Source organism: Salinivibrio sp. HTSP (assembly GCF_003390965.1).
Taxonomy (GTDB): Bacteria; Pseudomonadota; Gammaproteobacteria; order Enterobacterales; family Vibrionaceae; genus Salinivibrio; species Salinivibrio kushneri.
Window position 1 is genome coordinate 162965 of record NZ_PXUD01000013.1, and the last position, 13928, is coordinate 176892.

At 49.1% G+C, this 13928-nt stretch carries 12 protein-coding genes and 1 riboswitch; of the genes, 7 read left to right on the forward strand and 5 right to left on the reverse strand.

What is annotated here, in order from left to right:
- Nucleotides 1-156: 156 nt before the first annotated feature.
- The gene (gene panP / locus C7A19_RS03405; RefSeq protein WP_116644152.1) at nt 157-1803 is read left to right on the forward strand and encodes a pyridoxal-dependent aspartate 1-decarboxylase PanP; all 1647 of its coding nucleotides are present in this window, start codon (nt 157-159) and stop codon (nt 1801-1803) included.
- A 91-nt stretch (nt 1804-1894) separates the two neighbouring features.
- Here panP and C7A19_RS03410 read toward each other — a convergent pair whose 3' ends face one another.
- The 5 genes from C7A19_RS03410 to C7A19_RS03430 form a co-directional block, all read right to left on the reverse strand.
- Entirely contained in the window at nt 1895-2338 is a 444-nt protein-coding gene (locus C7A19_RS03410) for a hypothetical protein (RefSeq protein ID WP_155522536.1), read from the reverse strand.
- Nucleotides 2339-2479: 141 nt separating this feature from the next.
- A complete protein-coding gene (locus C7A19_RS03415; protein WP_116644154.1) occupies nt 2480-2950 on the reverse strand; it encodes a DUF2947 domain-containing protein in 471 nt (156 codons plus the stop codon).
- A gap of 134 nt (nt 2951-3084) precedes the next feature.
- Entirely contained in the window at nt 3085-3654 is a 570-nt protein-coding gene (hutZ, locus tag C7A19_RS03420) for a heme utilization protein HutZ (RefSeq protein WP_116644155.1), read from the reverse strand.
- 2 nt (nt 3655-3656) lie between these two features.
- On the reverse strand, nt 3657-4193 hold the full coding sequence (gene hutX / locus C7A19_RS03425; protein ID WP_021023731.1) for a heme utilization cystosolic carrier protein HutX: 537 nt from the start codon (nt 4191-4193) through the stop codon (nt 3657-3659).
- Between the two features lie 80 nt (nt 4194-4273).
- Nucleotides 4274-6328, reverse strand: coding sequence for a TonB-dependent hemoglobin/transferrin/lactoferrin family receptor (locus tag C7A19_RS03430; RefSeq protein WP_116644156.1), 2055 nt, complete (start codon nt 6326-6328; stop codon nt 4274-4276).
- A gap of 200 nt (nt 6329-6528) precedes the next feature.
- Between C7A19_RS03430 and C7A19_RS03435 the strand changes: the two genes are divergently transcribed.
- From C7A19_RS03435 to lpdA, 6 genes are all read left to right on the forward strand, one after another.
- Entirely contained in the window at nt 6529-7371 is an 843-nt protein-coding gene (locus C7A19_RS03435; RefSeq protein WP_116644157.1) for an ABC transporter substrate-binding protein, read from the forward strand.
- Nucleotides 7371-8405, forward strand: coding sequence for an iron ABC transporter permease (locus C7A19_RS03440; protein ID WP_116644158.1), 1035 nt, complete (start codon nt 7371-7373; stop codon nt 8403-8405). Before C7A19_RS03435 ends, C7A19_RS03440 begins: the two co-directional genes overlap by 1 nt.
- Nucleotides 8405-9181: a heme ABC transporter ATP-binding protein gene (locus C7A19_RS03445; RefSeq protein WP_083238405.1), complete on the forward strand. Its 777-nt coding sequence runs from the start codon at nt 8405-8407 to the stop codon at nt 9179-9181. Before C7A19_RS03440 ends, C7A19_RS03445 begins: the two co-directional genes overlap by 1 nt.
- A gap of 293 nt (nt 9182-9474) precedes the next feature.
- Complete coding sequence (locus C7A19_RS03450; RefSeq protein ID WP_069361290.1) at nt 9475-10479, forward strand: substrate-binding domain-containing protein; 1005 nt, start codon at nt 9475-9477, stop codon at nt 10477-10479.
- A gap of 177 nt (nt 10480-10656) precedes the next feature.
- Nucleotides 10657-10758: riboswitch (cyclic di-GMP riboswitch) on the forward strand.
- Between the two features lie 146 nt (nt 10759-10904).
- The gene (locus C7A19_RS03455) at nt 10905-11498 is read left to right on the forward strand and encodes a TfoX/Sxy family DNA transformation protein (RefSeq protein WP_069361291.1); all 594 of its coding nucleotides are present in this window, start codon (nt 10905-10907) and stop codon (nt 11496-11498) included.
- 287 nt (nt 11499-11785) lie between these two features.
- Complete coding sequence (lpdA, locus tag C7A19_RS03460) at nt 11786-13921, forward strand: dihydrolipoyl dehydrogenase (RefSeq protein ID WP_116644159.1); 2136 nt, start codon at nt 11786-11788, stop codon at nt 13919-13921.
- The last annotated feature ends 7 nt before the right edge of the window (nt 13922-13928 follow it).

The window sequence follows — 13928 nt, forward strand, 5'->3', positions numbered from 1 at the left end:
GCTGTTTCAGCTGTCATCCTTCAGCAAAAAAAGCCTGATGCTCTGGCTTTTTTTTGCTATGTTGAGGCCTAATTTCAGTCAGTGATCGTGACCCTAGTCTCAATGCGCTTGAGAGGGTCACTATTTGGACAGCCAAGCAGATATAAGAAGAACGTCATGGCAACACACAATAAAGCCGCGGACGCCACACCGGAAACCTTGCACCGGATTTTTACTGTCCCCGAAGCCCCAGATTCAACGCTCAGCCAAATTGAGCAAGCGATCTCTCAGAATCTAAACCGGTTTTTACAAAACCATATTACTGCCACCGAGCGATCGCTCGCTGATATTGAGCGCGATTTTAGCGACCCGGCCATCCCTGAAAATCCCAGTTTTGTCTCTGATCATACGCAGTTTCTGCTCGAGAAACTCGTTGCTCAATCAGTACATACCGCTTCACCGCGATTTATCGGCCACATGACCTCTGCACTGCCCTATTTTTTGATGCCACTGTCTAAAATCATGATTGGCCTCAACCAAAATACGGTCAAAATTGAAACCTCTAAAGCGTTTACACCGCTTGAACGGCAAGTGCTTGGCATGTTGCATAACCTGATTTATCAGCAAGACGACGCCTTCTATCAGAGTTGGATGCACAGCGCCAACCATTCACTCGGTGCTTTTTGCTCAGGTGGCACAGTGGCGAATATCACCGCTTTATGGGTCGCGCGAAATAACGTCCTCAAGCCTGACGGAGAGTTTCCTGGCATCAACAAGGCTGGCTTGTTTGGCGCGATGCGCCACTACGGCTATCGCGATCTCGCTATCTTGGTGTCAGAGCGTGGTCATTATTCATTGGGTAAGGCGGCTGATGTGCTGGGGATTGGTCGCGACCAACTGATCTCGGTGCCTGCGGATAGCCAAAATCGCATATGTATTGATGCACTCGAAGACACCATTTCGCAACTGAATCGAGACAACATTAAACCGGTCGCCATCGTGGGTGTCGCGGGCACCACAGAAACCGGCAGTATCGACCCACTCAACGCATTGGCGGATATTGCGGAGCGTGAGGGCATTCACTTCCACGTTGACGCAGCGTGGGGCGGCGCGACGTTAATGTCGAATAACCAGCGCCATAAACTGAGTGGGATTGAACGTGCCGACTCTGTCACCATTGATGCGCACAAACAACTTTATGTCCCTATGGGCGCGGGGATGGTGCTGTTTAAAGATCCGTCCGTGGTCGCATCCATCGAGCACCACGCCGAGTATATTCTCCGTAAAGGAGCAAAAGATCTGGGCAGTCACACACTCGAGGGCTCTCGCAGTGGCATGGCAATGTTGGTGTTTGCTTGTATGAACATTATCTCTCGCCGCGGTTATGAGTTGTTGATTGATCAAAGTATTGATAAAGCGGCGACGTTTGCAGACATGATCACTGCCCATTCAGATTTTGAGCTGATCTCGGTACCCGAGTTGTGCCTACTCACCTACCGCTTTGTCCCTGCCAAAGTACAAACCGCACTGGCTGTGGCCAGTGAAGAGCAAGTTGAGTTGATGCATAATTTGCTTAACGACTTAACCAAGTTCATTCAAAAGCGCCAGCGCGAATCAGGCAAAACCTTTGTCTCCCGCACGCGCCTCACCCCAGAACAATGGCAACGACGCACCACCACGGTTTTCCGTGTCGTGTTGGCCAATCCGCTCACCACCACGGATATTTTGCAAGAAGTGTTGGCGGAACAGGGTGAAATCGCCAAAGAAAGCGAGTTTGCCTACCCACGCCTGATGACCCTGGCAGAGAGTATTCTCAAAGCCTAAGTGTCAGTACGTTTCGAACAATAAAAAGGCAGCCAGGTTACGGTGGCTGCCTTTTTAATTTGATTAACTACGATTCAATGTCATATTCGCGCTATTTTAGCGGTCCTGTTTTGGGTGAGTCGGTCGATTGCAGGCAATGAGTTTGACTCAATACAGCCTCGCGTTGATGTTCAATATCAATTTGGGCTTGGCGCCATTGCATCTGCACCTGAGAGGCCGTCGTTGCCCGTCCCGGCTCTGAAAACAAAAAGCGCTGCAAGGTATGATCAAACTCAGCGCTGTTCTCTTGTTCGCTGTAGACAATGCCCATTAGCTCAAACGCACGTGTTTTCTCTCGCGCCGTACCAATCACGGTATAACGCTGCGCCGTATCAAGTGTTTTATTATAGCGGCAATGGATAAGATCTTGTTGCGCGCCACGCAGTGCTTCGTTGAGGCCAATGGTGCTGTAATTGCGCCATAAGTCCGACATTTTTGGCAGTGAGCAACCGGCCAACAAGGTCGATAAGCACACCGCTGCCATTATCCTAATCATCGCTTCTTCCTACGCTGTGCACCGAATACCACTCTTCTCTCTAAGGCTACTTACCCAAAGGTTTGCGCCATAAAACCATGTCTACTGTGACAATGACGCCTTGCTATCACTTATAACGGCACCATCACTGATAACTTAAGGTCAGTCACGCTTGCCAATTACCACTTCCCCTGATTGCTCAAACATCGCCACTTCCTTACGCCGACGCCCCAGTAAAATAGGCTTATCGTCGTAGAACAGAAAGTTTTTCCAATACCGTTTAAACACCCCCCAGTGCGTTTCTACGATATTGTGTTTGTCATAACAAAAGTAGACCGTGATGTTGTCTTCCCATGGAAAGTGAGCGAGAAACTCATCAGGAAGGTCACCGTCATCATCCCAGGCTTGCTGCCAAACCAGCCGCTGGGTCCAAACACTTTGATGGGTTGGCCAATCTTGCTTGCCAAAATGATCCGGGGTTGGGCTGTCTTTACTGATAAATTCTTGCCACAACTGCGCCGCGCGCGTCTCTGTCATGGGTCTAATCTCGGCAAGATCGCTTTCCGCAATCGGTAATGATTGATGGGTAAAGATCCACTTGCGCTTATAGTCAGATAAAGGGATATAGTTCATGGTGTTGTTCGTTATCACATTGGCATAAGATGCCACTTTACCATATTCAATGATCGGTTGTTACTGGCCCGCGCACGACAAAAACGGCAATGCACAAGGCATTGCCGTGAATGATGACATAGAGATCGCAACGATTAGCTGTTGACCGCTACTTCGTCGGTCGATTGGATGTCTTGATCACTGCCGACTTTGCGGTGTCCTTGGTCAAGGTGCACCATATCAACCAGATCATCATTGCCTACTTGGAACGCTTGACCGAATCCTTTGACATATAAACCATTTTCCGGCACCAAACGGAACAAACGAAAATCTTCTAACCCACTTAGACTTTCAATGATATCGCCAAAACGGGCTTTCAACGCATCAATACCGGCTTGCCAAGCACCGGTATTACGTTCCACCATTTCAGCTCGTGCGTCAAAGCTAAGACGTTGCCGGGCAAAAATCTGTTTCGCGCTCCCTTCATCTTCGATCATCATCAACGACAGGTTGGGGTTTTCTTGCAGATTGCGTGCGTGACGGGCAATTTCACTGATGAGGATATAAAAGCCATCTTCACGCTGAATAAAGGGCGCATAACTGACATTGGGTTTACCTTGTGCGTCCACGGTCGCCAATTGTAACGTCCGGCAGTTTTCGCGAAATTCTTTAATTTCAGGGCCAAGGCGGTTTTGTAGGCGTTGTTGTTTCGTCGCTTGATCCATAATTATTGCTCCAGGTCTGTTTGTGGTGAGGTCGCTAACTGCGTTTTTAGCTGATTAAAGGCATCAATCTGATGGTCGAGAAGCTGACGTTTTTCGTCACGCCCGAGATAAATCTTAAAAATCGAATCGCCTTGTTCGGTAAAAAAGCCGATGTAATGGGTTGTCTTGCCGCGAAAGGGCTTGCTGACAAAAGCAATGCCCGCCATGCGCTCTAACTTTAGGTGCCCATGCATCTCGCCGGGCTTACCCATTAAGTTGTAATAGCCGTAAGCGATTTTCCCTTTGGGAAACGGCGCTTTTACTTCAAAGATCGAGCCGCCGGAATGCACAATCGCCGTGACTGGGCCACCCCATTCGGCCACCTTCATGAGCACGGTTTCAGCATGTTGCCCATCGACCCAAGTTTGATAATTTGCGGGCATGGCGCGTACCACTTCCCCCTCACTCACACCTAGCGTTGCTGCCATATCGGCAGGCAGCATCGAGGCATTGTCGTTCAGTAGCGCGCTGACCTGTTCCGTTAACGTAGTGGTTGTCATTGATCACTCCCAGCCTATTTGTATTGTGATAGGTGCTATCCGTTCGGGCAGGCGTTTACCTGCCCTTTGTATGTGTTTGATTAAAATTGGTAACGAACATTGAGTTTAATATCACGCCCAGGAGAGGCTACTTGCGCCCAGGCTCGGGTATATTGTTCGTCGGTCAAGTTATCGATCGCGAGATCGAACTTCACACCATCCCACGCGCCATTAGGGCTATAGCTTGCATACACATCCCACAAGGTGTAGCCGTCATAAGTTTTGGCATCGTTAGTGTCGGTTTGTTCGGCATAATGAGAGACTCGACCGCCAATACTCACTGGTAACGTCGCCAGCGCATAGTCGGTTTCTGCGACAAACTTGTGGGCTGGGATGTTATCGAGGTAACTGCCGGTCTCTTTGTCTTTCCCTTCAGTTTGGCTGTAGCTTAGATTATTGGTAAAACCACCGAGTTGGTGATGAAGGCTTAGCTCGATGCCTTCAAGTTTGGCATCTTGAACGTTTTCGCGCGTTGTTGTGCCGCCCATGAAGTCAACGTTCATATCAATAAAATCGTCAACATCGTTACGGAACAGGCGCGCATCAACATAGGCGTTATCGACATAGCTCGTCGGAGTAAATCGGTACGTGATGGCTAATTCTTTGTTGGCACTGTGCTCGGGTTTCAAGTCCGGATTAGGGACAAATTGGTTAATCCCCATGTGAGTAGTAAAATGAGTACCACTGGCATACATTTCTTCTAAGCTCGGTGCGCGAAAAGCTTCGCGATAGCTGGCAGTCAATGCTAGCTGTTCGGTTGCATTCCATGTCAATGCCGTCGATGGGGACCATGCATGATCGCGGCTCTCACTATCCAGTGATGTCGGTCGATTATCTTCACCTTGGTATGAGTCAAATCGAACACCCGCTTGCCAACGAAGCTGGTCGAATACAGGAATATTTATTTGACCAAACGCCCCTATACTTTCTGCATTTGCATCTTGTCCTGCTGGACGCTCTCCAGGTGCACTACTGTCATCACGTTTTGTTTCATAACTATCGCGATATAAATCCAGACCTGTAATTAAATCGATATTTTTTATGTTGGACGTATTCGTGATAGAGAAGCCTATGGTTTGGGTCTCATTATTGTCACGTTCTTGCGATGCAACACGGTGCTCTTTCATCTCAGTATTATTGAAATACAACTGAGAGTTAATATCGACCCAATGACTGGCGGGGCTATAATCGTAGGCAACGGAAAGGCTCTGGTCCCTTGTTTCACGGTATACTAACGGATAAGAACCTGACGGCTCTTTGACTGAGGGATTTGATGGAGACATATCATCAAGTTCGCCTTGACGAGCAGTGAACGTCCACTGGTGATCCAAAGAAGGCGTAAACACCAGTTTGGCAAACCCGCCTTTTTCTCGCTCGGCTGAATAAGACAAGGTTTTGCCATTGCCTAATTGATTATCATCACTATCGTTGTAGTAACTTTGTACCAGCCAATCAACCTTCTCCGTGCGACCAAATACCGCGCCGCTGGTGCGTGAAGCATTATCGTTGCTATGGAAACCTTGCTTAAGGTAACCACCTAAGGTCTGACTGCCAGAAAGAAAATCGCTGGCTGATTTGGTGTTTTGGGCGAATACACCGCCTAGTGCACCGGATCCCCACAAGGTACTGGAAGGGCCACGGACCACGTCGACTGAACGGAGTAACTCAGGATCGATGAATAGGCTAGAGCGATGGCCGACCGAGAAATTCTGGCGGGTGCCATCAACTAACTGGATGACGCGGCCGTTGTCACTGCTTAGTCCACGAATAGTCACAGATTGAGCCACATCACGCCCACCGCCCAGCACAGACACATTAGGTAAGTGACGGATTAAGTCGGTAACGTTACTTCCCTGCCGTTTCTCTATCTCCTCCAATGATACGGTACTCACGGCCACACCAGCGTTCGCTTTTTGTGTGTCCATACGGCTTCCGTAGACAGAGAGCGTCTCTACAGGGTTCGCCTCTTTAGACTGGTTAGCGGCACTCTCAGCGACGGCCTGAGGCGCAACACTCATCGTACTCAACACGGCACCGACTGCCAGGGCGACACGGTGGCTATGCTTTACTGTCCAAATATCCTTTCTGGTTTTCATAACGGTTCTCTATGCCTTACTGCAAATGCGACTTATCATCATTTGAAGATAATTCTATTGATCGATAACAGGAATGCAAACGATAATTGATCTTGTTTGTATTGAGTAATATATTGTCCCCGTTAATGTCACACGGTGTGACGATCTAACCAGCACATAAACCTCTAGACACGACTGACTCTGAAAAATAAGGATAAAACATGGCAACCGCTGCTGTTCGACTGCTTGCCCTGACGATGACACTCGCTTCATTTTCGATTTTTGCATCGCCACGTATAGTGAGCGCGGGGGCAAGCGTCACTGATCTACTGATTGAGCTTGGAGCAGAAAAACAAGTTGTGGGGATTGACGCCACGAGCCAGATCGATAGTAAAGATGTTCCCAATATCGGCTATCATCGTCAGCTAGCGGTGGAGGGGGTGCTCTCATTATCACCCACGCTTTTATTGGGCTCTGACGAAATGGGCCCCAAACCTGTGTTAACAAAGCTCGACAATGCCGGGGTTGAGGTGGTTACGCTACCGAGTGCACCGACGGTCGCGGCACTGAAGCAGCGCATAACCCAAGTCGCCAACCTCACAGACAAACAAAGTGAAGCGGCTCCCCTGCTCCGTGCCGTCGATGAAAAACGTGCGCAACTCAAACGTCATGCCTTGACATCGACCCAACAGGGGATTTTCTTGCTCGTCCACCAAGGTCGTCCCGCAAGTATTGCCGGTGCGAATACAACACCCAATACGCTCATTGAGCTTATCGGCGCGACGAATCCGGCCGCCAATACGGTTACCAGTTATAAGCCCCTGTCACCCGAGGCGCTGCTCGGTTTCAACCCTGACTTTATTCTGGTGATGCAACGTTCTTTGGACCAATTGGGCGGCCTAACGGGACTTGCCAATGCCGTCCCCTTGTTGGAAAAAACCCAAGCATTTCAGCAAAACAAGATCCTCGCGATTGATGGCAGTGTATTAGTTGGCGGCTTGAGCCTGAAAACGCTAGATGAGGCGCTTCGTGTACAATCACAGCTAATCGAGCGTAATCAGTGATGTCATTGCAGATACAGCCCCCTTATCAGCGACTCTTTCCCGCGTTGCTCATTCTGTTGCTTGCCGTATCAGTGACCTCGATTGCAGTTGGTCAATGGCAGCTAGGTTGGCTGGTCAGTCTACAAAGTTTAACGCCTTGGCAAGATCAGCTCGCGCCTCATGTACTCGCTATCGTCCAGCAAGTCAGGCTGCCTCGTACGCTGCTTTGCTTATTTGTGGGCGCTTTGCTCGCTGTTTGCGGTGCTTTGATGCAAGGGCTATTTCGGAATCCTCTCGCTGATCCTGGGATTATCGGTGTCTCTGGGGGCGCATCTCTCGGCGGGGCATTGGGGCTGTTGTTATTGTCATTTGGCAGTATAAATTTGGCCTTTCACCTATCCGTGCCTTTATTCGCTTTTTTCGGTGCGCTTTTAGCGACGCTATTTGTATACCGAATCGGCACCACCGCGATGGGCACGTCCGTGACCGTCATGCTATTAGCCGGTATCGCTATCAGTGCGCTATCAGGCGCGGCGTTAGGGATGATCAATTATGTAGCCGACAACCAAACCCTACGCGATATCGCGCTGTGGTCGATGGGCTCCCTAACCGGCGCGAGTTGGGGGCAAATCGGTTTAACTGGCGTAGCGGCTGTCGCCCTCACGGTATTTTCTTATTGTCGGGCTCATCAGCTGAATGCTTTATTGCTCGGTGAAAACGAAGCTGCGTATTTAGGGATCGATATTCACCGACTAAAACGCTTACTGATCATTGCAACCGCTGCCGGGATGGGAATATCCGTCAGTGCTGCGGGATTAATAGGGTTTATTGGCTTAGTGGTACCGCATATTGGTCGCCTGCTCGCTGGACCCGATCATCGTATGCTCATCCCTTTATCGGCGGTATTAGGCGCACTTCTGCTTACGCTTGCCGATATTATTGCCCGAGTGATTGTCGCACCAGCGGAGTTGCCAGTCGGCATCATTACCGCTTTGATGGGCGCCCCCTTTTTTATTTGGCTGCTTATTCAGCAACGACAAACAATGGTACACTAATGGCTCGTATTGCGCTTCATGTTCAACACCTTCATTACACCCTTGGCCAACGCCCACTGCTTCGCGACATCAATGTCGCGTTTCAAAGTGGACAGTTACATGTCTTACTCGGTCCGAACGGAGCAGGAAAAAGCACCTTACTTAAACAGCTAATGAGTGAGCAACACCAACAAGGCGACGTATCATTTTGGTCAGCGTCCAGAGAGGCATGGCCTCGCGACGCATTCGCGAGACAGGTTGCTTTTTTGCCGCAAACCAGTGGGTTAACCTTTGCTTTTACGGTTAGAGAAGTTGTTGAAATGGGCGGCACACCATTGAAAGCAAACCGTAAACAAATCCAAGCGTTAGCCGAAGCGCAGTTACGCCAGTGGCATATATCTCATCTTGCCCATCGTCCCTACCCCACACTGTCAGGCGGTGAAAAGCAGCGAGTCCATATGGCGCGTATTTCCATGCAATTGGCGCACACGGAACCGACTCGCGCCATGATGATGCTTGATGAGCCGACATCTGCTCTTGATATTAGTCACCAGCACCAAACACTAATGCGGTGCCGAGCACTGGTTGATCAAGGCATGACGGTGATCATTGTTCTTCATGACCTTAACCTAGCCAGTCGCTATGCGGATCATCTGTACTTTATGAAGCAAGGCGAAATGGTTCTCTCGGGAACGCCTTGGCAATGCTTTACTCACCACCAGATGACTGAGATTTATCAACACCCACTGACAGTAATGACACACCCAACGCATACTTGCCCACTGATAGTGACCTAATAACAAGGTTGTCGACAGTGAAGAGAATAATATCACTCTCCAAGAGCATAGCTGGGTCACAAAACCACCTGTTGATGATGGCTTGCTCATCAGACCAATTGCGACTGAGCAGCAACCTAAGTAAACTGAGATCGCAACCGATTAACTATGAGAATGGATGAAATCGGATTCGTTACCTTCGCAACCGTCTAATGAGCCGGGATTGTGAAAGACATCGCCGCTGCGTTACAGCGGCGTTTTTCTGTAAGGTCGCGAGTAACGATCCCAAGGCTTCACAATATAGAAGAATTAAGATGGCAACGATTAAAGATGTCGCGCGTCTCGCGGGCGTTTCGACTACGACGGTTTCACACGTTATCAATAAAACCCGCTTTGTCGCCGAAAAGACCACCGAAAAGGTGTGGCAAGCGGTTGATGACCTAAACTACGCGCCAAGTGCGGTGGCGCGCAGCTTAAAATGCAATACGACGCGCACGCTTGGCATGTTGGTGACCAAATCGACTAACCCCTTTTTCGCTGAACTGGTTCACGGTGTAGAAGACTACTGCTATGAGCAAGGTTATACCCTGATCTTATGTAATACCGAGGGTAACTTAGAAAAACAGCGTGACTATTTGCGCATGTTGTCAGAAAAACGCGTCGACGGCTTGATTGTGGTGTGCTCGGATCTCAATGAAGACCTCATGCTGCTATTGGAAAAAAAGCGTGACCTGCCCATGGTGGTTATGGACTGGGGGAGTCATCATATCAACACCGATCGCATCGAAGATAACGCTGAATTAGGCGGCTATCTGGCCACCAAACACTTTATTGACAATGGCCATACCCAAATTGGCTGCATTTCCGGTCAAATGGATAAAAATACCTGTAAACAACGACTAGCAGGGTTTTACCGCGCACTGAATGAAGCCAATATAACCGCGAACCCTGACTGGATTGTAGAGGCTGACTTCGAGGCAGACCAGGCCAAAGTCGCTGCACAACAGTTCATTGATATGACCCACCGCCCCACGGGCGTGTTTTGCTTCAACGATATCATGGCGCTTGCGGCAATTAGCACCTTTAACCAAGCTGGGTTGCAGGTACCTGAGGATATGTCCGTGATTGGTTATGACAATATTGATCTCACCGAGTATTACTCACCACCACTCACTACCGTGCACCAACCTAAACGGCGGCTCGGTAAAACCGCCGTTAAACTCTTGCTCGCACGCATTAACGATAATGATACGCAACAGCAAGTATTTGAAATGGATCTCGAGCTCATTAGTCGTGAATCGGTAAAAACGATAAATTAGTGTTTTATAAAAGCTTTTTTAAGCCACCATGCCAATGGGTATGGTGGCCTTTTTAGTCCTTTGAGCCAAACAGAGCCTTTACTTTAACTTGTCAATTACAATCTTTTTGAACCAAAATCACATTTTGTATGGTTAGTGAGGGCGACATCACTGTCTAATTATTATATGCTTATCCCTGTTTGAACAAGGCAAACCATGGCGAAAGCATGGGACGCAAAGCCACCGGCCTACGGACACTGATCAATCGTTTCAGTCAGTCACGGTAGCGGGGTTGCCAGCATCGTTGTTATAAAGCTGAAGATGGCGTCAATGCAATATGAAGTATCATTATTGATATATTGATAAATTATTGACAATCCTGCCTGTTTGCCTTGTTACACTGACACATTATTTTTAGGCATTTGCATTCATCGAGATTGTTATTAATGGATAAACCAGCTTTAAAAGACGCGATGCGTTTATTTGCCGATTTTGGCAATATCAAATCCCGATCCATGTTCGGCGGATTTGGCTTATTTTGCGAAGACACCATGTTCGCCCTTGTCGTCAACAACACCCTTCATCTACGCGCCGGCAAAGAAAACGAAACCTTACTTAAGAAGCAGGGACTTACCCCTTACGTTTACAAAAAGCGTGGTTTCCCGGTGGTGACCAAGTACTTTGCTATTCCTGATGCTTGGTGGGACGATCACCAAAAACTCATCAATGAAGCTAAAAGTGCACTCGATGTCGCTATTCGCGATCGTTCGCTGAAAACCGAAACCAGTCCGTCGCGATTAAAAGACCTCCCTAACCTCCGGTTAGCAACAGAAAGAATGCTGAAAAAGGCAGGGATTGACACCCCCGAAACGCTGCAAAAACATGGCGCAGTCAACGCATACAAAGCCTTGGTATCGGCGCACGATAAAGACCTGAGCTTGGAGCTATTATGGTCACTCGAGGGTGCTATCACAGGCAAGCATTGGTCTGTTGTCCCGCCTCAGCGCCGACAAGAATTATTACAACATCTAGAGAAATAACACCTCACAATAACACTCTCTATTTCTACCCTACTTTTACTGTGAGCAATGTTCGCGTCCAACACCGCCTTAGGGCGGTGTCGCTTCTCTATTCGCACATTTCGCACAAAAGTTCATCACTCTCGCTTTTTTCTTACTTAGTTTGAAAGCATCCTGCGATCGCTCGGGTCTGATTACAAGTACGATTAAGAACACAGATTCTTAATGTAACCAAGAAATCAGCCAGTTAATGCGTAAAAACGCCTAAAGTAATAACTGGACCCTGTTTGCTACCTGACGGACATAGTATGCCAGTAAAAAAAATCCTCCTTGGTTTAGTGATTGTTGCGCTTCTCACGCTTTGGTTTGGTTTAGATCTCAGCCAATGGCTCACCCTCGAAAATGCCAAAGCTCAACAAGCAGCGTTAAAAGATTACATTATCGAAAATGCCACCACCGCAAGCCTGGTGTTTTTTATCGGCTATGTAGTGATGACTGCCCTATCCTTGCCGGGAGCAGCGGTGGCAAGCTTATTGGGCGCGGCACTTTTTGGTTTTTGGTGGGCATTGGTGTTGGTCTCTTTTGCCAGCTCGATTGGCGCCACCCTTGCCTTCTTGGTCAGTCGCTTTATGTTGCGAGACTGGGTCCAAGCCAAATTTAGCAACAAGCTCGACACCATTAACCGTGGCATTGAGAAAGACGGCAGTTTATACCTTCTAACACTGCGCCTTATCCCAATCTTTCCGTTTTTTCTGATTAACTTAGTGATGGGGCTAACTTCGTTCAAAACCCGCACCTTCTATTGGGTCAGCCAGGTAGGGATGTTGCCCGGTACCGCGGTCTACGTTAACGCAGGGACCCAACTCGCCCAAATCGACTCACTCGGCGACGTGGTGTCACCCTCGGTGCTTGGCTCACTCGCCTTACTGGGTGTCTTCCCACTGCTGGCAAAGTGGGTTTTGGCGTGGATCACGCGTCGTAAACGCTATCAAGGTTGGAACAAGCCCCATCAGTTTGACCGCAATATGGTGGTGATTGGTGCCGGTGCAGGCGGCTTGGTATCAAGTTATATCGCGGCGGTAGTGAAAGCGAAGGTTACGCTGGTCGAAAAAGGTTCGATGGGAGGAGACTGCCTAAACACAGGGTGTGTTCCCTCAAAAGCGCTGATCCGTGCGGCGAAAACCATGCGAGAAATTGGCAAGGCTAAGACGTTTGGCATTCATACCCAAGCGCCAGCGGTTGATTTTCCGACGGTCATGGCGCGGGTTAAGCAAGTCATTACCCAAATTGAGCCTCACGATTCGGTCGAGCGTTACACCAAACTCGGCGTGGAGTGTGTGCAAGGCGAAGCGCAAATCGTTTCGCCATGGGAAGTCGAGGTGAATGGCGAACGCCTAACTACCCGCAACATCGTGATTGCGACCGGCGCACGCCCTATGTTGCCCCCAATTCCTGGTTTGGCTGAGGTCACGCATTACACCTCAGATACGATTTGGTCTCTGAATGACCTGCCGCCGCGGTTGTTGGTTTTGGGCGGGGGTCCCATTGGCGCAGAATTAGCACAAAGTTTTGCGTGTTTAGGCAGCCAAGTCACCCTAGCGGAAATGGCCGACCAACTTCTCAGCCGTGAAGATAAAGACGCCGCCCAGTTAGTCGAGCAGGCGTTAGAGCGTGACGGCGTCACGGTTTTAACACAGCACAAAGTCAAAGCATTTGAGCACAGTGATAATGAGCAAATCGCCTTACTCGATGGCCCTGACGGTGAGAAGTCTGTCTCATTTGATGCGGTGCTGGTCGCGTTAGGGCGCAGTGCCAACACCAAAGGCTTTGGTCTCGAAAAGCTCGATATTCCAGTGACCGAGCGTGGCACGATTCAAGTCAACGAGTATTTGCAAACCGCCTATCCAAATATCTATGCGGTAGGTGATGTAGCGGGTCCGTTTCAGCTCACTCACGCCAGTGCTCATCAAGCATGGTATGCCGCGGTGAATGCACTATTCGGGCAATTTAAACGCTTTCGTGCTGATTATTCAGTGATGCCTGCCGCGACCTATACATCGCCAGAAGTCGCGCGCGTGGGTATCAATGAAAAAGAAGTCAAAGCCAATCAGCAAGAGGTGGAAGTAACCTATTACGGCATTGATGATTTGGATCGCGCGATTGCTGATGGCAATGATCACGGTTTTATTAAGGTGCTGACACCAAAAGGAAAAGATACCATTCTGGGGGTGACTATTGTTGGCGAGCATGCGGGCGACTTGCTCGCGGAGTTTACTCTCGCCATGCGGCACGGGTTAGGACTAAATAAAATTTTGGGCACCGTCCATCCATATCCCACCATGAGTGAAGCGGTGAAGTATACCGCCGGGATGTGGAAACAAGCCCATGCACCCGAGATGCTACTGAAATGGGTCGAAAAATATCATCGTTGGATGCGTCACTAATTGAAAA

Excerpts from the sequence above, each read along its gene's own strand:
- C7A19_RS03410 (WP_155522536.1), bottom strand. The coding sequence starts at position 2,338 with ATGATTAGGATAATGGCAGCGGTGTGCTTATCGACCTTGTTGGCCGGT.
- C7A19_RS03435 (WP_116644157.1), top strand. The coding sequence starts at position 6,529 with ATGGCAACCGCTGCTGTTCGACTGCTTGCCCTGACGATGACACTCGCT.
- C7A19_RS03450 (WP_069361290.1), top strand. The coding sequence starts at position 9,475 with ATGGCAACGATTAAAGATGTCGCGCGTCTCGCGGGCGTTTCGACTACG.
- hutZ (WP_116644155.1), bottom strand. The coding sequence starts at position 3,654 with ATGGATCAAGCGACGAAACAACAACGCCTACAAAACCGCCTTGGCCCT.
- panP (WP_116644152.1), top strand. The coding sequence starts at position 157 with ATGGCAACACACAATAAAGCCGCGGACGCCACACCGGAAACCTTGCAC.
- C7A19_RS03455 (WP_069361291.1), top strand. The coding sequence starts at position 10,905 with ATGGATAAACCAGCTTTAAAAGACGCGATGCGTTTATTTGCCGATTTT.
- hutX (WP_021023731.1), bottom strand. The coding sequence starts at position 4,193 with ATGACAACCACTACGTTAACGGAACAGGTCAGCGCGCTACTGAACGAC.
- C7A19_RS03440 (WP_116644158.1), top strand. The coding sequence starts at position 7,371 with ATGTCATTGCAGATACAGCCCCCTTATCAGCGACTCTTTCCCGCGTTG.
- C7A19_RS03415 (WP_116644154.1), bottom strand. The coding sequence starts at position 2,950 with ATGAACTATATCCCTTTATCTGACTATAAGCGCAAGTGGATCTTTACC.
- C7A19_RS03430 (WP_116644156.1), bottom strand. The coding sequence starts at position 6,328 with ATGAAAACCAGAAAGGATATTTGGACAGTAAAGCATAGCCACCGTGTC.
- lpdA (WP_116644159.1), top strand. The coding sequence starts at position 11,786 with ATGCCAGTAAAAAAAATCCTCCTTGGTTTAGTGATTGTTGCGCTTCTC.
- C7A19_RS03445 (WP_083238405.1), top strand. The coding sequence starts at position 8,405 with ATGGCTCGTATTGCGCTTCATGTTCAACACCTTCATTACACCCTTGGC.